The following is a 16,908-nucleotide window of genomic DNA, read 5'->3' on the forward strand; positions in this document are numbered from 1 at the left end:
TCCCGGATGCCGGCGGCGATGCGGGGCCGGCGCAAACGGCGCCGGCGACATCGCGGCCGGCCACGGAAGGCCTAGACGCGTCAAAGAGCAAGTTTTTCGGACGCGGCACGGCGACCATTTGCTACCTGACATCTCCTGGCGGGCGCACCTACTACTTCTTGGAGTTCTGCGACCGGGCGCCGGTATTTCTAGTCAGGTGGCAGGCACGCCTGCCGGCCGGCACCGTTTCCCGGTGCGGCGGGACTTTCTCTCACCGAAGCGGATGCCACCGGGCATCCGCCTTGAATTCTGTTTTACCTGAACACTTTGTTCCCACGAAATTGCCGGCCTTGCCGAAGCCACCTCTGGGCGACTTCCTGCGCGCCGGCAATTGCGCGCGTGCTGCTTTGCCGTCATTTGCCCGTCTGGCGCCTGCGGGTTACGCGAATAAGCGGGAGACGGAAGGGCTGACGGCAACCCCAAGTGTAAAATGCGATAAATCGCTTACACAGGCCTTGTGCTGCCGGTCATTGGCCGGAACAGCGAGGAAATTATATTGAAAATGAATGAGTTACGCCATCAAATTGAAACAGGGGCAAAGTCCGCGCCGGCTGCTCCCCAGGTGGCGTATGTCACGATTGACGAAGGCGCCGAAGGGCAGCGCATCGACAACTTCCTGCTGAAGATATCGAAGGGGGTGCCGAAGAGCCATATCTACCGGGTGCTGCGGTCGGGAGAGGTGCGTGTCAACAAGGGTCGCATCGACGCCACCTATCGTCTTCAGATCGGCGACGTGGTTCGTATTCCGCCCATGCGGGTGGCGGAATCTTCACAAGCTGGCGGCCGACAACCCGTGCCGGCGGCCGATTTTCCGGTCCTGTTCGAGGACGCGCACCTGCTCATCATCAACAAGCCGGCAGGCGTGGCCGTGCATGGCGGCTCGGGCGTGGCCTTCGGTGTGATCGAGCAGCTGCGCAAGGCGCGGCCGCAGGCCAAATTCCTGGAGCTGGTCCACCGCCTGGACCGGGAGACGTCTGGCATCCTGGTCCTGGCCAAGAAGCGGTCGGCGCTGGTTGACCTGCACGAACAGATCCGTGGCAATAGCATGGACAAGCGCTACTTCGCCTGCGTGGCCGGGGAGTTCGCGAACAGCCGCCAGCATATCCGCCTGCCTCTGTATAAATACAGCACGCCGGACGGCGAGCGCCGGGTCCGCGTTCAGGAGGACGGCCTGGCCTCGCACACGGTGTTCAGCCGGATCGAGGCTTTCCCGGGCTTCACGCTGCTGGAAGCGGAATTGAAGACCGGACGCACGCACCAGATTCGCGTGCACCTGTCGCACTCCGGCTTTCCCATTGTCGGCGACGAGAAGTACGGCGACTTTGCGCTGAACAAGCAGCTGGCCCGGGCGAGCGCGCGGCCGGGCATCAAGCGCATGTTCCTGCACGCGCACAAGCTGACGTTTGTCCATCCGGGGACCGGCGAACCGCTCGTGGTGTCGGCACCCCTGCCGGACGAATGCACCGGATTCCTGCAACAATTGCGTAGCCAGAAAAACCAGGGCGCCCCGGAGTCGGGCGCCGCTCATGCCAACAAGGAAAGTAATGGCCAGGCAACAATTTGACCTGATCGTGTTCGACTGGGACGGAACCCTGATGGATTCCACCCCGACCATCGCCAAATGTATCCAGCTGGCCAGCCGGGACCTCGGGCTGCCGGTTCCCGACGACAGTGCCGCCAGCCATGTCATCGGGCTCGGCCTGAAAGACGCGCTGTCGTATGCCGTTCCGACCCTGGACCCGGCCGACTATCCCCGTCTGGCTGAACGGTATCGCTACCATTTCCTGACACGTGATGCCGACCTGGTGCTGTTCGACGGCGTGCGCGAAATGCTCGAGGCGCTGCACGGCGAGCACTATTTCCTTGGCGTGGCGACGGGCAAGACACGTGTCGGCCTGCAACGCGCACTGGCTGCGAGCGGCCTGACGCGGCTGTTCGATGCCACGCGTTGCGCAGACGAGACGTTTTCGAAGCCACATCCGGCGATGTTGCAGGAACTGACCCGTGAACTGGGCCAGGACCTGGGCCGCACGGTGATGATCGGCGATACGACACACGACCTCCAGATGGCCCTCAATGCGGGCGCCCATGGCATCGGCGTTTCATATGGCGCGCATCCCGGGGATTCGCTGCGCGCCATGGCGCCTGTCCACTGCGCGAGCTCCATCGGTGACCTGACGGAATGGCTGCTGGCCAATGCCTGAGGCCAGTGTCGACGGCGTGGCCGCGCAGTTCCTGTGTCCAGCCGACACGCTGATCGACGGCGGAGCGGGCGTGCGTTTCACCGTGGAATTCCAGTCGCGCCGGCTGGCGGCCTTCGCTGTGCGCTTCGATGGTGCGGTGCATGGTTACCTGAACCAGTGCGCCCACGTGCCCATGGAGCTGGACTGGCAGGAAGGGCAGTTTTTCGAGTCCTCGGGCCTATACTTGATCTGTTCGACACATGGGGCCATGTACGAGCCCGACAGCGGGTTGTGTGTCGGCGGTCCTTGCCGGGGAGCTTCCCTGGCTAAATTGCGTATCGAAGAGCGCGACGGCAAGGTATTCTGGGTGCCCGAAGCGCCATACCGACCAGCGGAGTTGCCGGCGAGCACTGCGTAACCCAGAGCCCTTCCACGAGCCACTTGCATGACAGAACAGCAAAAACCGCCTTCGGGCGAATCGGGTCAGCCGGATGAATACGCCGGTACAAGCCCCGCCGCGGCGCCGGGTCCGGCGAGCGGTGCGACCGAGGCGGAGCGTCTGGAGACGGCGCACAAGGCGGACTATCCGCTCGAGCGCGAATTGCGTGCCTCCGATGACGCCGTACGGCGTGAGGCTGGCGAGCGCAAGACGCGCATAGAGGGTGGCAAGGGCGGCGGCCCGGTCGGCGGTGGTGCCGGCTGGGAGCGCGACGTGCTTGAAAAAGTGCTGATGGCGACGCTGCGCGAGCAACGTGCCGCTCGCCGCTGGCGCATTTTTTTCCGTTTCGCCGGCCTGGCTGTCTTGCTGGCCATCTTTTTCGCCGTGTTCGACTTCAAGGGCGACAGTGCCATCGGCACGGGCAAACATACTGCCATGGTGTCGCTGGACGGCGAGATTGCAGCGGGGACCCCGGCCAGCGCGGAATCGATCAACGCCTCGCTGCAGGCGGCGTTTGCCGACAGCAATGCCGCCGGGGTGATCCTGAAGATCAACTCGCCCGGCGGCTCGCCGGTGCAGGCGGGCATCATCAACGACGAGATCCACCGCCTGCGCGGGCTGTACCCGTCCAAGCCGTTCTACGTGGTCGTCGAAGAGATCTGCGCGTCCGGAGGCTATTACGTGGCGGCCGCCGCGGACAAGATCTATGTCGACAAGGCCAGTATCGTCGGCTCGATCGGCGTGCTAATGGACGGTTTCGGCTTTACGGGTTTGATGGACAAGCTGGGCGTGGAGCGCCGCCTGTACACGTCGGGCGCCAACAAGGGCATGCTGGATCCGTTCTCGCCGCAGGTGCCCCGGCAGAAGGCCTACGCGGAAGCCATGCTCAAGGAAATCCACCAGCAGTTCATCGACGTGGTGAAGGAGGGGCGCGGCGATCGCCTCAAGGACGATCCTGAGCTGTTTTCGGGCCTGTTCTGGTCGGGTGAGCGCAGTGTCGAACTGGGGCTGGCGGATGGCCTGGGCGGCGCCGACTACGTGGCGCGCGACTTGTTCAAGGCCGAGGACATCGTCGACTACACCGTCAAGGAGAACATCGCCGAACGCGTGGCCAAGCGCTTTGGCGCCGCGATGGGCGCGGCTGCGATGAAGACGATGCTCTGGAGCACCGGGCTGAAAGGCATGCGCTAAGCGCGGGCTTCCCGGCGGATTCCGTCCGCCGGGAGACTTCCCCTCATTTGCGCCGATTCAGTCGGCGAGCAAGGAAAAGATGGCGGGGCGCTTGTGCAGGTCGAGCCGGTCCGGCCGCCACTGCGCGAGCGGCAGCGTGACGATGGCCTCGGTTGGCAGCGTCAGGTCCACCGCTACCGACAGCAGCGTGGTGCCGGCACAGTGCTGGCGTAGTGCATCGAGCAGGGCGCCGTTGCGGTAGGGCGTTTCAATCCACACCTGGGTCTGGCGGAATTTGCGCGAGTGCTGTTCCAGTTCGCGCAGCCGCTTCGCGCGCTCGTCGGCGTCCACCGGCAGGTAGCCGTTGAAAGCAAAGCTCTGGCCGTTCAGCCCCGAGCCCATCACCGCGAGCAGGATCGAACTGGGCCCGACCAGCGGACGAACACGGATGCCGCGCGCATGGGCCAGTCGCACCAGTTCAGCGCCGGGGTCCGCCACGGCGGGCACGCCGGCTTCCGACAGCAACCCGCCGTCACGGCCCTCGGCCAGCGGCGCGAGCAGTTCAGCCAGTGCATCGGCGCGGGTGTTGACATTCAGTTCTCGAATTTCGATCTGCTGGATCGGTCGTGCCAGCGGGCACGTCTCCCCCAGCTTCTTGAGGAAAGCGCGCGCGGTCTTGGCGTTCTCCGCGACCAGGTAGTCCAGTTGCGCGGCAACTTGCTGGACGCCCGCAGGGATTACGTCCGGCAGCGGGTCCGCTTCGTCGCGCTTGCCCAGGGTGTTGGGGATCAGGTAAAGGGTGCCGCTCATCGTATGGGGGCGCCGCTCATGCGGCAAAGAATGGGTAACCGGCCTGGCGCAGCATCGTCGTCAGCGTGATCAGCGGCAGGCCGACCAGCGCGGTGGGATCATCCGATTCCACGCGTGACAGCAACGCGATGCCCAGGCCTTCGGACTTGGCGCTGCCGGCGACATCGTACGGCTTTTCGAGGTTTAGGTAGGCATCGATCTCGGCGTCTCTGAGGTCGCGCAGGGTGACGCGCGTCTGCACGTCGGCAAGCTGCGACTGGCCGCTGCGTCCATCGAGCAGGCAGAGCGCGGAATGGAAGGTCGCGGTACGTCCACGCATCAGGCGCAGTTGCTCCCGCGCCTTGTCGTGGGTACCGGGCTTGCCCATCTGCCGGCCGTCGAGCGTCAGCACCTGGTCCGAGCCGATGATCAGGGTGCCGGGGTGGCGCAGGGCGATCGCCTCAGCCTTGTTCAGCGACAGGCGCAGCGCGGTGGCCTCAGGCGTTTCCTGGTCCAGCGGGGTTTCGTCGATATCCGGCACCGCCACCTCGAAAGGCAGGCGCAGCCGCTCAAGCAACTCGCGCCGATACGGCGAACTGGAGCCCAGGATCAATCTGGGAAGTGGTTGTAAATGCATAAGTGATTGAAGCGGAACAGAAATTCAAAGGTTAAAGCGTTCAAGACCTTTGACCGGGCAGCAGGTTTCGTCTTATAATCCCGCGTTTCGCCGCATCCGAGCATGGTTTGCCGTGCCGCCTGAAAGGCCTGATGGCCCAGGATGTAGCGAACCATGCATGAGCAGCCATATGACCGAGTCGATCGACCTGCGCGAGCTGGATCTCTTTGCTTTCTGCCGCAAAGGCGTTAGCACAGCCGGCCAGGTGGCGGTGCGGGATTTGCCGCGCATCTTAGCCGAGACGGCCGCGCAAGCGCCAGCTTCGGCGGCAGGCGAGGTGTTCGCCTATGCGGCCACCGGGTTCGCGCGCGAAGAGGCGTCGGCGCCCGGCGCGCCCGTGGTGCAGCGCCTGTTCCTGGATCTTTCCGTGAACGGTCACGTCTGGCTGAGCTGCCAGCGTTGCCTTGGGGTCTACGCGGAGCCCGTTGCCACGTCCATGCGCTTTGAGGTGTTCGCCAGCGATGAGGCGGCCGACAGCGCGCCGATGGACGATGACGATCTCGACGCGATTGCCGGCTCCAAGCGATTTTCGTTGCTTGAACTGATTGAAGACGAGGTGTTGCTGGCGCTGCCTGCGGCACCCAAGCATGCTGTCTGCCCGGCAGTGCACGAGAGTCTCGTGACCGGCGCCGATGGCGAGGTGGAGCCCGAGGCTGCACCGGAGGAAGAGGAAAAGCGACCATCGCCCTTCGCGGCGCTGGCCGGCCTGAAGACCAAGCATTGATGCCGCAGGGCGGCGCGCGCAAGGTCTTGCAGGTAGTGGTTGATGCATCCGGCCGGGCCCCGGCTACGCCTAGTGCGGGATGCGTGTGTTAATATTGAAAAATTCTCGAAGGAGTCATCATGGCTGTTCAACAGAACAAGAAGTCGCCGTCCAAGCGCGGCATGCATCGCTCGCACGACCACCTGTCGGTCGCTCCGCTGGCCGTCGAGCCGACCACCGGCGAAACCCACCTGCGCCACCACGTGAGCCCGAACGGCTACTACCGTGGTCGCAAGGTCATCAAGACCAAGAACGACTGATCGCTTCGTTCGGCGTGACGTTGCGTCTCGCTCGCGCATGCCTGTAGGTCAGAGACAAAAAAGCGGCAAGATCGTTGCCGCTTTTTTGTTGGGCGCTCGCGATGCGAACCGGCTTTCCGCCGGCGCCGATGCGTAATCCGTATCCGGAACAATGACGATCAAAATCGCTATCGACTGCATGGGCGGCGACCACGGCGTTTCCGTGACTGTCCCGGCGGCGATCAGTTTTCTTTCCAGTCATGACGATGCCGAGGTGGTACTGGTCGGCCTGCCCGACGCCATCCAGGCGCAGCTGAAAAAGCTGCACGCGCAGAACCATGCGCGCGTCACCATCGTGCCGGCGACCGAGGTCATCACCATGGATGACCCGGTGGAAGTGGCGCTTCGCAAGAAGAAGGATTCCTCGATGCGGGTCGCCGTGACCCAGGTCAAGGAAGGCCTGGCTGGCGCCTGCATTTCCGCTGGCAATACCGGCGCGCTGATGGCGGTGTCTCGCTACGTGCTGAAGACGCTTGAAGGCATCGAGCGCCCGGCCATCGCCACCACCATTCCCAACGAGAAGGGCTGGGGCACCACCGTGCTCGATCTTGGCGCCAACGCCGATTGCGAACCGGAGCACCTGCTGCAGTTCGCGCGCATGGCCGAGGCCATGGTGGCCGTGGTGGACCACAAGGAACACCCGACGGTAGGCCTGCTCAATATCGGCGAGGAAGTGATCAAGGGCAACGAGGTGGTCAAGCGCGCGGGCGAACTGCTGCGTGCGTCGGAGTTGAATTTCCACGGCAACGTGGAAGGCAACGACATTTTCAAGGGCACGACCGACATCGTCGTCTGCGATGGCTTCGTCGGCAACGTGGCGCTCAAGAGCACCGAAGGCCTGGCGAAGATGATCGGCGGCATGATCAAGGAAGAGTTCACCCGTTCCTGGTTTACCAAGCTGCTCGCGGGCATTGCCATGCCCGTGCTGTCTCGCCTGGCCAAGCGGCTGGATCCGGCGCGCTACAACGGCGCTTCGCTGCTCGGTCTGCGCGGACTGGTGATCAAGAGTCACGGGTCGGCCGATGCCCATTCCTTTGAGTGGGCGATCAAACGCGGGTATGATGCCGCCAAGAATGGCGTCATCGAACGCATAGCAAGGGCATTCGCCGACAAGACCAGCGCTGCGGGCGCTGCGCCAGGCGGCCCGGAGACAGCACCGACCCCGCACCCCAGCACCCGCGCCGCCTGATGCATCGGGCCGGCGCCTGGGCTGCCATACGGACAAATCGATCCGACACTACATGACCAAGTACGCAAAAATCATCGGTACCGGGAGCTACCTGCCCCCGCGGCGCGTGACCAACCATGATCTGGCGGCGCAGCTGGCCGAAAAGGGCATCGAGACCAGCGACGAGTGGATTTTCTCGCGCAGCGGCATCTCGGCCCGGCATTGGGCCGAGCCTGACGTGGCAAGCAGCGATCTGGCCGTCAAGGCTGCCGAAAAGGCGATCGAGGCGGCTGGCATTGACCGCCAGAGCATCGACCTGATTATCGTCGCGACGTCTACGCCGGACTTCGTGTTCCCGAGCACGGCGTGCATCGTCCAGAACAAGCTTGGCATCAACAACCAGTGCGCGGCATTCGACCTGCAGGCCGTGTGTTCGGGCTTCGTGTATGCGCTGGCCACCGCTGACAAGTTCATCCGCAGCGGTTCGCATCGCAATGTGCTGGTAATCGGTGCGGAAGTTTTCTCGCGGATTCTCGACTTCAACGACCGCACCACTTGCGTGCTGTTCGGCGATGGTGCGGGCGCGGTCGTGCTGACGGCCTCCGACGAGCCGGGCATCCTGTCGACGGCCATGCACTCGGACGGCAGCCATGTGGATATCCTGTGCGTGCCAGGCAACGTCGCGGGCGGCGCGATCATCGGCAATCCCTTGCTCCATATGGACGGCCAGGCGGTGTTCAAGCTTGCCGTGACGGTGCTGGACAAAGTGGCGCGCGAGGCGATGGCCGCGGCGGAGATCCAACCCGAGCAGGTCGACTGGCTGATTCCCCACCAGGCCAATATCCGCATCATGCAGGGCACCGCGCGCAAGCTTGGCCTGCCTGCCGACCGCATGGTGGCCGTCGTGCACGAGCACGGCAATACCTCGGCCGCTTCGATTCCGCTGGCGCTCGACGCCGCTGTGCTCGACGGCCGTATCCGCCCGGGGCATACCGTGCTGCTGGAAGGCGTGGGTGGCGGCTTCACCTGGGGCGCTGCGCTGCTGCGCATGTAATGACAGCCGGCGCGGCAGGCAAGGTCGGCCGCGCGGCTACAGGTATTCAATTTCTGGGATAGCACTCCGATGAAATTTGCTTTCGTATTTCCCGGCCAGGGTTCGCAATCGGTTGGCATGCTCAATGCGTTCGCCGACAACGCCGCGGTGCGCGCGACCCTGGAGGAAGCGTCGACGGCGCTGGGCCAGGATATCGGCCGCATGATCGCCGAAGGCCCGGCTGAAGAACTGAACCTGACCACGAACACGCAGCCGGTCATGCTGACCGCGGCCGTGGCGATCTACCGCGCGTGGCTCGACGCCGGCGGCCCGGTGCCTGCCTTGGTTGCGGGTCACAGCCTGGGCGAGTACTCGGCGCTGGTGGCAGCGGGCGTGATTCCGTTTGCCGACGCCGTGCCGCTGGTGCGCTTCCGCGCGCAAGCCATGCAAGAGGCCGTGCCGGTGGGCGCGGGTGGCATGGCCGCGATCCTGGGGCTGTCGGATGATGACGTGCGCGCGGTTTGCGCCGAAGCATCGGCCGCCGGGGTGGTGGAGGCGGTGAATTTCAACGCGCCGTTGCAAGTCGTGATCGCCGGCAGCAAGGCCGGCGTCGAGAAGGCGTGCGAAGTGGCCAAGGCCAAGGGCGCCAAGCGCGCGCTGCCGTTGCCCGTGTCGGCGCCGTTCCATTCGTCGCTGCTCAAGCCGGCGTCGGACCGCCTGCGCGAACGCATGGCCGGACTGACGTTCTCGGCGCCGGCGATTCCGCTGGTCAACAATGTCGATGTCGCCATCGTCAACGATCCGGATGCGATCAAGGACGCGCTGGTGCGCCAGGCGGCTGCGCCGGTGCGCTGGGTGGAATGCGTGCAGAAGATGGCCGCGGAAGGCGTTACGCACGTGATCGAATGCGGCCCCGGCAAGGTGCTGGCTGGCATGACCAAGCGCATCGACGGCAACCTGGTGGGCGGCGCGATCTTCGATCCCGCCTCGCTGCAGGACACCCTGGCGCTGCTGAAGTAAGCGCCTGCAAGAAAGGACAAATCGAATGACCAAACTCCTCGATAACCAGGTCGCGCTGGTCACTGGCGCTTCGCGTGGCATTGGCCGCGCCATTGCGCTGGAACTGGCTCGCCAGGGCGCCACCGTGATTGGTACCGCCACCAGCGAATCGGGCGCTGCCGGCATCACCGAATACCTCGGCGCGCAAGGGCTGAAGGGCAAGGGTGCCGTGCTGAACGTGAATGACGCTGCCGCCTGCGACGCCCTGATCGACGAGATCGTGAAGGGCCACGGTGGTATCGGCGTGCTGGTCAACAATGCCGGCATCACGCAGGACCAGCTCGCCATGCGCATGAAGGACGAGGACTGGCTGGCGGTCATCCAGACCAACCTGACCTCGGTTTTCCGCCTGTCTCGTGCGGTGCTGCGCCCGATGATGAAAGCCCGCCAGGGCCGCATCATCAACATCACGTCGGTGGTCGGCTCGGTGGGCAATCCGGGCCAGATGAACTACTCGGCTGCCAAGGCGGGCGTGGCGGGGATGACCCGCTCGCTGGCGGCCGAAATCGGCAGCCGCAACGTGACCGTCAATTGCGTCGCGCCGGGCTTTATCGACACCGATATGACCAAGGCGCTGTCCGAAGAGCAGCATGCTTCGCTCAAGCAGCAGATTCCGCTTGGACGTCTGGGTCAGCCGGAAGATATTGCCAATGCGGTGGCCTTCCTGGCCGGTCCGCAGGCTGCCTACATCACCGGCACGACGTTGCATGTGAACGGCGGCATGTACATGAATTAAAAGGTTTTTGGGCGGCTCTTTCGGCGAAGAAGCCGGAAGAAGCTGCCTGAAATAGTAGTTTTCCGAACCAATCGGGTGCGATTCTTGCAAAGCTTGGCAGGCGGCATTTCTGACGCCCCAAACCTGCTAAAATGCGCCCACTTTTTGTCGAACTTCCCTGGAGGGTTACATGGACAATATCGAACAACGCGTCAAGAAAATCGTGGCAGAACAGCTTGGCGTGGCCGAGGCAGACATCAAGAACGAATCCTCGTTCGTGAACGATCTCGGTGCGGACTCGCTGGACACGGTTGAACTCGTGATGGCGTTGGAAGATGAATTCGGCATGGAAATTCCTGATGAGGAAGCCGAGAAGATCACGACCGTGCAGCAGGCAATCGACTACGCCACCGCGCACGTCAAGGCCTAAGCCAGTCGTATCTGAATTCCGAGCCACAGAAGGCGGGTGGGCGCACCGTTGCGGTAGCGCCTTGCTGTTTTCTGTGGCTTTCGTCTGTTCGAAGACGCAGAATCAAGGCTCATGCCGCGCGGACCTGACTGGCCGGGTAACACTGCCAGTCGCCGGAACGCGGTGATGTGTCCCGATCCTGCATCACGCACCCGTAGGAAATCATAGTGAGCCGTCGTCGCGTCGTTGTCACTGGGCTTGGCCTTGTGTCTCCGGTCGGAAACACGGTTGCCGAAGGCTGGGCCACCCTGGTTGCCGGCAAGTCTGGCATCGCCACCGTCACCAAATTCGATCATTCCGCGCTTTCCGTGCACTTTGCCGGGGAAGTGAAGGGCTTCAATGCCGAGGATTACATCCCCGCCAAGGAAGCCCGCAATATGGATACCTTCATCCACTTTGGCATCGCGGCCGGCGCCCAGGCGCTGAAGGACAGCGGGCTCGAAGTGACCGATGCCAATGCCGAGCGCATCGGCGTGCTGGTGGGTTCGGGCATTGGCGGCTTGCCGATGATCGAGGACACGCATGCCACGCTGACCGAACGTGGTCCGCGCCGTATCTCGCCGTTCTTCGTGCCGGGTTCGATCATCAACATGATCTCGGGTCACCTGTCGATCATGCACGGCCTGAAGGGTCCGAACCTTGCTGCCGTGACGGCGTGCACCACCGGCCTGCACAGCATCGGCCTGGCCGCCCGCCTGATTCAGGCTGGCGACGCCGATGCGATGCTGGCCGGCGGCGCTGAATCGACCGTGTCGCCGCTGGGCATTGGCGGCTTCGCTGCCGCGCGTGCCCTGTCGACGCGCAATGATGATCCGGCGGCGGCTTCGCGCCCTTGGGACAAGGACCGCGACGGCTTCGTGCTGGGCGAGGGCGCGGGCGTCATGATGCTGGAAGAGTACGAATCGGCGAAGGCACGCGGTGCGCGCATCTATGCCGAACTCGTGGGCTTCGGCATGAGCGGCGACGCATTCCACATGACCGCGCCGAACATGGACGGTCCGCGCCGCTGCATGGTCAATGCGCTGCGCGATGCCGGCATCAATGCCGACCAGGTGCAGTACCTGAACGCACACGGCACGTCTACGCCGTTGGGCGACAAGAACGAGTCCGACGCCGTCAAGGCGGCCTTCGGCGACCATGCCTACAAGATGGTGGTGAATTCGACCAAGTCGATGACCGGCCATTTGCTGGGCGGCGCCGGTGGCCTGGAATCGGTCTTCACCGTGCTGGCGTTGCATCACCAGGTGTCGCCGCCGACCATCAACATCGATAACCAGGATCCGGAATGCGACCTGGATTACGTGGCCAACACGGCGCGTGACATGAAGATCGATGTGGCCGTGAAGAACAACTTCGGCTTCGGCGGTACCAACGGCACGCTGGTTTTCCGTCGCGCCTGATTCGGTGTCACGGAAGCGCCTCGCCGGCCCTCGTCTCGGCGGGCTCACTCCTTTGCAGTGGGCCCTGCTGGCGTTGTGGTCCGGCGAGTTCGCTGCCCTCGGCCTGCTGGCCCGGATGTGCGTGGGTGCGGCAATGACCCACGGCGCGGTCGGCAGCGTCTTTCCTTTCCTAATTTGTGTCGCATGGCTTGGCATAGCCGTCATGCTGGTTCGAAGCTCCCGCGCCGGGTGGTCATGGGCCAGCCAGACCTGCTCCGCAGTGCTGTCGCCGCCGCAACGCTATGGCATGCCTCGCGTGGTGCTCCGGCGTCCCGGTACCGGTAGCGAAACAGCGGTGGTATCGGGGAGCTGGAACGTCGGCGGCATTCTCTTCCTGAACCTGACGCAAGGCCCCGGCAAGCGCCGCGGGCTATTGGTGTTCCCGTTCCAGGCGGCCTCCCCGCGAGTCGTGCGCGCGGCAAGGGTGGCAATGGCGGTTGCACGAGAGGTGCAACCAGCGCAATGTGATGGGGAACGTTATTGTTAGGCAGCGGTCACAGCATGCACTTTGAAGCACCGGAACATCCGTGGTTCGTAGGTTAAATACAACGTTCGTCGTGACGACCAAACCAAGAGATACACTGCAGGTGAGCCATACGTGAGCGAACGCGAAGCCGATCAGCTCCTAGTTGAACGCGTCCAGCAGGGCGACAAGCGGGCCTTTGAGCTGCTGGTGGCGAAGTACCACCGGAAGATCATCCGTCTGATTTCGCGCCTGGTGAGAGATCCCGCCGAAGTCGAGGACGTGGCGCAGGATGCCTTTATCAAGGCATACCGTGCCTTGCCCCAGTTCCGCGGGGAATCCGCCTTCTACACATGGCTGTACCGGATCGCCGTCAACACGGCCAAAAATTACCTGGCCACACAGAGCCGGCGGCCCGAGGCGTCCAGCGACATCGATGCAGAAGAGGCTGAAACTTTTGCGGATGGTGAGCAACTAAGGGATATCAATACGCCGGAGTCGATGCTGCACACGCGCCAGGTTGCCGAAACGGTCAACCGTGCGATGGAGGCACTGCCGGAAGAATTGCGTACCGCCATCACCTTGCGCGAGATCGAAGGCCTCAGCTATGAGGAAATCGCCGAGGCGATGGGTTGCCCGATCGGGACGGTGCGGTCGCGCATTTTCCGTGCGCGCGAGGCGATTGCCGAGAGATTGCGCCCGCTGCTGGGAACGGCGGAGGGCAAGCGATGGTAGTGATAAGAATGTCGTGCGGCCAGCGTTGCAGCCAGTTCCTGCATCGATAAGCGACAGAAAGTGACGGGATTATCGGTGTTCAATGGAATTGGAATGTCTTGGGGTGGGAAATGGGTCAGGCTCATAAGCAGTCGGTTCATGTAGTGGAAGCGGCGGAGCAGATCTCCGTCTTGATGGATGGCGAACTGTCGCCGCATGAGGTCGATGCCGTGGTGGCGCTCGCCAAGAGCGAAGCCGGCATGGCGAACTGGTCGATGTTCCAGATGATCGGCGATACGCTGCGCTCGGAAGAACTGAGCCACGCGGGCCCGACCGGCGATTTTCTCGCCCGCTTCTCCTCGCGCCTCGAGGACGAGCCCCATGTGCTGGTGCCGGCTGTGGCCCAGGCCGCGGGCATGCGTCAGCGCTTGCTGGTTCGTCCGTCGTGGGTGCGACGGGTCATGCCCGGCACGGCCATCGCCGCGGCGGTGGCGGCCGTGAGTTGGGTCGTGGTGCCGCAAATGCGCGGGCCGGCCGACCTGGGCACGCCTGACGCCGTGGTCGCGCGAGCGGACCAGCCGGCGGCGGCCAAGCCCGGCAACCTCGTTACCGTCGCAGCCGATAGCGCCCAGATGATCCGCGATCCGCGGCTGGACGAGTACCTGCGCGCTCATCGCAGCTCGGTCGCAACGGAGGCGTTCGTGCCCACCATGCGCGCGGTCGCCAACGGCGCTAATTTCTCTCAGGACAATTCGCAGGAATAATGCCGGACATGCATAAAGGATGGTCGCCCGCCGGCGTAGCGGGCGCACCGAGAACGAGGGCCCTGCGCAGGTCCTTTTTTCTCGCCTTGTGTCTGAGCGCGGCGGCGGCAACGGCCCAGCCCTCGGACAATTCGCTGAACCGGCGTGATGCCTCCGCCTGGCTCAGCAAGATCCATCGCGCAGCACAGCGCGAAAACTATGTCGGCACGCTGATCTACCAGCGCGGCAGCGTGATGCATGCCTCGAAGATCCAGCACTACAGCGACCTCGTGCACAATGAGTATGAGCGCCTGGAAACGCTGGACGGCAAGCCGCGCGAAGTGCTGCGGCAGAATGATGTCGTCCACAGCCTGATTCCCGAAGCCAAGCTCGTGGTGGTCGAGAAGCAGGAAGCCAAGGACCGCTTCCCGGCGCTGCTGGCCACCAACAAGAGCGATGTGCTCGATCTGTACGACATGCGCAAGCTGCCCGGCGAGCGTGTGGCCGGGGTGGAATGCGAGGTGTTTTCGCTGGAGCCGCACGATGCGGCGCGCTATGCCGTACGCCTCTGGGCCGAAAAGAACTCCGGCTTGCTGATGCGGGCTCAGACCATTGGCGATGGCGGCAAGGTGCTGGAGCAGGTGGCCTTTTCGCAGGTCGACATCGGCGTGCCCTCGGACAAGCAACGCATCCTCGGGGCGATCAAGAACTCCAGTTCCTGGAACCACTACGAGGTCACCTATCAGCCGACCAACGTTGCGGATGAAGGCTGGAACATCGCCGTGCCGCTGAAGGGATTCCAGAAGATTCGTGAAGTGCGCCGCCCGCTGGGCGAGCTGCGCGCGCCTGCTCAGGGCCGCGGGCAGGTGTTCGAGGTGCTTCAGGTGGTGTACAGCGACGGGCTGACCGGGCTGTCGGTGTTCATCGAACCCGTGTCCGAGCAGCGTGTGCGCCGTGAAGGCGTCGCTTCGCTCGGCGCCACGCAGGTTGTCGTGCGCCGCATCGCCGACTACTGGATTACAGTCGTCGGCGAAGTTCCCGCCAGCACGGTGCGGCAGTTCGCGTCGGCCGTGGAATATCGCCCTCCCAAGGCGTTACACTGAGCGCGTACAAGTGGCGAATGCGGGGTCTGCCCGGCCCCGTGTCCGCGTGTCCCCGCGGGCGGCATCCCGCATCTTGTCCCAGCCGGTACCTCATCATTTGCTGAATCCCGGGAGTTGTCGATGACGTTCAGATCCCCAGCCCTGGCACGTGCCATGGTCATGGCTGCCATGTTGATTCTCGGTCCGGCGATTGCCGAAGTGGGTCACGCGCAGGCCGCGGCTTCCAACTACAACCTGCCCGACTTCACCGACCTGGTGGAGAAAGCCAGTCCCGCCGTCGTCAATATCCGGACCACGGAGCGCGTGCGCTCGCGCGGCGGCCCGGGCAGTGAAGACGACGACATGGCCGAGTTTTTCCGGCGCTTTTTCGGTGTGCCGATGCCGGGCGCGCCGACGCCCGGCGCCCCGGCGCCAGGCGCGCCGCGGCGCGGCCAGCCGCCACAGGGCCAGCCGCCGCAGGGCGAGGAACAGAGCCGCGGCGTCGGTTCAGGCTTCATCATCAGCCAGGATGGCTACGTGATGACCAATGCCCACGTGGTGGCCGATGCGGAAACCATCTACGTCACGCTGCCCGACAAGCGCGAGTTCAAGGCCAAGCTGATCGGCGCGGACAAACGCACGGACGTGGCGCTCCTCAAGATCGAGGCAACGGGGCTGCCGCGACTGACACTGGGCGATTCCGACAAGGTTCGCGCGGGCGAATGGGTTCTGGCGATTGGTTCGCCGTTCGGGCTCGACAACAGCGTGACGGCTGGCATTGTCTCCGCCAAGGGACGTGATACCGGTGACTACCTGCCGTTCATCCAGACCGATGTGGCCGTGAATCCCGGCAACTCTGGCGGCCCGCTGATCAATTTGCGCGGCGAGGTCATCGGCATCAACTCGCAGATCTACAGCCGCAGCGGTGGCTACATGGGCATTTCGTTCGCGATTCCGATCGACGAAGCGATGCGCGTCACCGAGCAGTTGAAGACCTCTGGGCGCGTGACACGCGGCCGTATTGCCGTGGCGATCGGCGATGTGACCAAGGAAGTGGCGGATTCGCTCGGCCTGGGCCGTGCGCGCGGCGCGCTGGTTGGCAGCGTCGAGCCGGGTGGTCCGGCCGAGAAGGCCGGGATCGAGCCGGGCGACATCATCCTGAAGTTCAACGGCCGGGAGATCGAAAAAGCGTCCGACCTGCCGCGCATGGTCGGCGATACCAAGCCCGGCACGAAGGTACCGATGCAGTTGTGGCGCAAGGGCGCAACGCGCGACGTATCGATTACCGTGACGGAGTTGGAGCCCGAAACGCGAGCGAAGGCTCGCGGCACACCGCCGGCCAAAGACGAGGCCACTGCGCAGGCGGCCAAGCCCAATGCACTTGGGCTGATCGTCAACGACATTCCGGATGCCCGCCTGAAAGAGCTGAAGGTGAAGTCGGGCGTGGAGGTCGAAGTCGCGGACGGTCCCGCCATGCGTGCCGGCATTCGTCCTGGCGACATCATTCTGCGGCTAGGCGACACCGATGTGACCGGGGCTCGCCAGTTCAACGATCTGGTCAAGGGGCTGGACAAGAACCGCATTGCCGCTGTGTTCGTGCGGCGTGGTGATGCGACCCAGGTCCTGACGCTGCGCCCTGGGGCCACTGCCGCCCGCTGAACGTAC

18 protein-coding genes are annotated in these 16,908 nt (G+C 64.1%); 16 read left to right on the top strand and 2 right to left on the bottom strand.

What is annotated here, in order from left to right; genetic code table 11:
- The first annotated feature begins 541 nt into the window (after nucleotides 1–541).
- The 4 genes from AC3FKG_RS20080 to AC3FKG_RS20095 are packed head-to-tail and all read left to right on the top strand — an operon-like array spanning nucleotide 542 to nucleotide 3,852.
- Nucleotides 542–1,603 carry an RluA family pseudouridine synthase gene (locus AC3FKG_RS20080; protein ID WP_483711514.1) on the top strand — a complete coding sequence of 354 codons (1,062 nt, stop codon included), beginning with the start codon at nucleotides 542–544 and terminating at the stop codon, nucleotides 1,601–1,603.
- The gene (locus tag AC3FKG_RS20085; RefSeq protein WP_483708657.1) at nucleotides 1,584–2,243 is read left to right on the top strand and encodes an HAD-IA family hydrolase; all 660 of its coding nucleotides are present in this window, start codon (nucleotides 1,584–1,586) and stop codon (nucleotides 2,241–2,243) included. Before AC3FKG_RS20080 ends, AC3FKG_RS20085 begins: the two co-directional genes overlap by 20 nt.
- Nucleotides 2,236–2,640 (top strand): Rieske (2Fe-2S) protein, encoded by a 405-nt coding sequence (locus AC3FKG_RS20090; protein ID WP_483708656.1) that lies wholly within the window; start codon nucleotides 2,236–2,238, stop codon nucleotides 2,638–2,640. Before AC3FKG_RS20085 ends, AC3FKG_RS20090 begins: the two co-directional genes overlap by 8 nt.
- 27 nt (nucleotides 2,641–2,667) lie before the next feature.
- Nucleotides 2,668–3,852 carry a S49 family peptidase gene (locus AC3FKG_RS20095; RefSeq protein WP_488743977.1) on the top strand — a complete coding sequence of 395 codons (1,185 nt, stop codon included), beginning with the start codon at nucleotides 2,668–2,670 and terminating at the stop codon, nucleotides 3,850–3,852.
- A gap of 57 nt (nucleotides 3,853–3,909) precedes the next feature.
- On the opposite strand, the gene AC3FKG_RS20100 is transcribed toward AC3FKG_RS20095, so the two are convergent.
- Together AC3FKG_RS20100 and AC3FKG_RS20105 are read right to left on the bottom strand one after the other, a co-directional pair.
- Nucleotides 3,910–4,641 (bottom strand): SAM-dependent methyltransferase, encoded by a 732-nt coding sequence (locus tag AC3FKG_RS20100; RefSeq protein WP_488743978.1) that lies wholly within the window; start codon nucleotides 4,639–4,641, stop codon nucleotides 3,910–3,912.
- 16 nt (nucleotides 4,642–4,657) lie between these two features.
- Nucleotides 4,658–5,257, bottom strand: a complete 600-nt coding sequence (locus AC3FKG_RS20105; RefSeq protein ID WP_488743979.1) for a Maf-like protein — start codon at nucleotides 5,255–5,257, stop codon at nucleotides 4,658–4,660.
- Between the two features lie 169 nt (nucleotides 5,258–5,426).
- On the opposite strand from AC3FKG_RS20105, the gene AC3FKG_RS20110 reads away from it, so the two are divergent.
- The 12 genes from AC3FKG_RS20110 to AC3FKG_RS20165 all read left to right on the top strand — a co-directional run bounded on the left by AC3FKG_RS20110 (nucleotide 5,427) and on the right by AC3FKG_RS20165 (nucleotide 16,902).
- Nucleotides 5,427–6,020, top strand: a complete 594-nt coding sequence (locus AC3FKG_RS20110) for a YceD family protein (RefSeq protein WP_488743980.1) — start codon at nucleotides 5,427–5,429, stop codon at nucleotides 6,018–6,020.
- Between the two features lie 119 nt (nucleotides 6,021–6,139).
- The gene (rpmF, locus tag AC3FKG_RS20115; protein ID WP_008644820.1) at nucleotides 6,140–6,319 is read left to right on the top strand and encodes a 50S ribosomal protein L32; all 180 of its coding nucleotides are present in this window, start codon (nucleotides 6,140–6,142) and stop codon (nucleotides 6,317–6,319) included.
- Nucleotides 6,320–6,470: 151 nt separating this feature from the next.
- Nucleotides 6,471–7,547 (top strand): phosphate acyltransferase PlsX, encoded by a 1,077-nt coding sequence (gene plsX / locus AC3FKG_RS20120; RefSeq protein ID WP_483708652.1) that lies wholly within the window; start codon nucleotides 6,471–6,473, stop codon nucleotides 7,545–7,547.
- Nucleotides 7,548–7,599: 52 nt separating this feature from the next.
- Entirely contained in the window at nucleotides 7,600–8,580 is a 981-nt protein-coding gene (locus AC3FKG_RS20125) for a beta-ketoacyl-ACP synthase III (protein ID WP_488677994.1), read from the top strand.
- A 69-nt stretch (nucleotides 8,581–8,649) separates the two neighbouring features.
- Nucleotides 8,650–9,579, top strand: a complete 930-nt coding sequence (fabD, locus tag AC3FKG_RS20130) for an ACP S-malonyltransferase (protein ID WP_483708650.1) — start codon at nucleotides 8,650–8,652, stop codon at nucleotides 9,577–9,579.
- Between the two features lie 25 nt (nucleotides 9,580–9,604).
- On the top strand, nucleotides 9,605–10,354 hold the full coding sequence (gene fabG, locus AC3FKG_RS20135; protein ID WP_483708649.1) for a 3-oxoacyl-ACP reductase FabG: 750 nt from the start codon (nucleotides 9,605–9,607) through the stop codon (nucleotides 10,352–10,354).
- Between the two features lie 169 nt (nucleotides 10,355–10,523).
- A complete protein-coding gene (gene acpP, locus AC3FKG_RS20140; protein ID WP_008644813.1) occupies nucleotides 10,524–10,763 on the top strand; it encodes an acyl carrier protein in 240 nt (79 codons plus the stop codon).
- Between the two features lie 206 nt (nucleotides 10,764–10,969).
- The gene (fabF, locus tag AC3FKG_RS20145; RefSeq protein ID WP_483708648.1) at nucleotides 10,970–12,202 is read left to right on the top strand and encodes a beta-ketoacyl-ACP synthase II; all 1,233 of its coding nucleotides are present in this window, start codon (nucleotides 10,970–10,972) and stop codon (nucleotides 12,200–12,202) included.
- 637 nt (nucleotides 12,203–12,839) lie between these two features.
- Entirely contained in the window at nucleotides 12,840–13,439 is a 600-nt protein-coding gene (gene rpoE, locus AC3FKG_RS20150; RefSeq protein ID WP_483731645.1) for an RNA polymerase sigma factor RpoE, read from the top strand.
- A gap of 110 nt (nucleotides 13,440–13,549) precedes the next feature.
- Nucleotides 13,550–14,182 carry a sigma-E factor negative regulatory protein gene (locus AC3FKG_RS20155; RefSeq protein ID WP_483708645.1) on the top strand — a complete coding sequence of 211 codons (633 nt, stop codon included), beginning with the start codon at nucleotides 13,550–13,552 and terminating at the stop codon, nucleotides 14,180–14,182.
- A gap of 8 nt (nucleotides 14,183–14,190) precedes the next feature.
- A complete protein-coding gene (locus tag AC3FKG_RS20160; protein WP_483708644.1) occupies nucleotides 14,191–15,264 on the top strand; it encodes a MucB/RseB C-terminal domain-containing protein in 1,074 nt (357 codons plus the stop codon).
- Nucleotides 15,265–15,384: 120 nt separating this feature from the next.
- A complete protein-coding gene (locus AC3FKG_RS20165; RefSeq protein ID WP_483708643.1) occupies nucleotides 15,385–16,902 on the top strand; it encodes a DegQ family serine endoprotease in 1,518 nt (505 codons plus the stop codon).
- The last annotated feature ends 6 nt before the right edge of the window (nucleotides 16,903–16,908 follow it).

This window comes from Cupriavidus sp. 22TCCZM04-2 (genome assembly GCF_057798895.1).

Excerpts from the sequence above, each read along its gene's own strand:
- AC3FKG_RS20085 (WP_483708657.1), top strand. The coding sequence starts at position 1,584 with ATGGCCAGGCAACAATTTGACCTGATCGTGTTCGACTGGGACGGAACC.
- fabG (WP_483708649.1), top strand. The coding sequence starts at position 9,605 with ATGACCAAACTCCTCGATAACCAGGTCGCGCTGGTCACTGGCGCTTCG.
- AC3FKG_RS20100 (WP_488743978.1), bottom strand. The coding sequence starts at position 4,641 with ATGAGCGGCACCCTTTACCTGATCCCCAACACCCTGGGCAAGCGCGAC.
- fabD (WP_483708650.1), top strand. The coding sequence starts at position 8,650 with ATGAAATTTGCTTTCGTATTTCCCGGCCAGGGTTCGCAATCGGTTGGC.
- AC3FKG_RS20110 (WP_488743980.1), top strand. The coding sequence starts at position 5,427 with ATGACCGAGTCGATCGACCTGCGCGAGCTGGATCTCTTTGCTTTCTGC.
- AC3FKG_RS20125 (WP_488677994.1), top strand. The coding sequence starts at position 7,600 with ATGACCAAGTACGCAAAAATCATCGGTACCGGGAGCTACCTGCCCCCG.
- AC3FKG_RS20095 (WP_488743977.1), top strand. The coding sequence starts at position 2,668 with ATGACAGAACAGCAAAAACCGCCTTCGGGCGAATCGGGTCAGCCGGAT.
- rpmF (WP_008644820.1), top strand. The coding sequence starts at position 6,140 with ATGGCTGTTCAACAGAACAAGAAGTCGCCGTCCAAGCGCGGCATGCAT.
- AC3FKG_RS20080 (WP_483711514.1), top strand. The coding sequence starts at position 542 with ATGAATGAGTTACGCCATCAAATTGAAACAGGGGCAAAGTCCGCGCCG.
- AC3FKG_RS20105 (WP_488743979.1), bottom strand. The coding sequence starts at position 5,257 with ATGCATTTACAACCACTTCCCAGATTGATCCTGGGCTCCAGTTCGCCG.
- AC3FKG_RS20090 (WP_483708656.1), top strand. The coding sequence starts at position 2,236 with ATGCCTGAGGCCAGTGTCGACGGCGTGGCCGCGCAGTTCCTGTGTCCA.
- acpP (WP_008644813.1), top strand. The coding sequence starts at position 10,524 with ATGGACAATATCGAACAACGCGTCAAGAAAATCGTGGCAGAACAGCTT.
- plsX (WP_483708652.1), top strand. The coding sequence starts at position 6,471 with ATGACGATCAAAATCGCTATCGACTGCATGGGCGGCGACCACGGCGTT.
- AC3FKG_RS20165 (WP_483708643.1), top strand. The coding sequence starts at position 15,385 with ATGACGTTCAGATCCCCAGCCCTGGCACGTGCCATGGTCATGGCTGCC.
- AC3FKG_RS20155 (WP_483708645.1), top strand. The coding sequence starts at position 13,550 with ATGGGTCAGGCTCATAAGCAGTCGGTTCATGTAGTGGAAGCGGCGGAG.
- AC3FKG_RS20160 (WP_483708644.1), top strand. The coding sequence starts at position 14,191 with ATGCATAAAGGATGGTCGCCCGCCGGCGTAGCGGGCGCACCGAGAACG.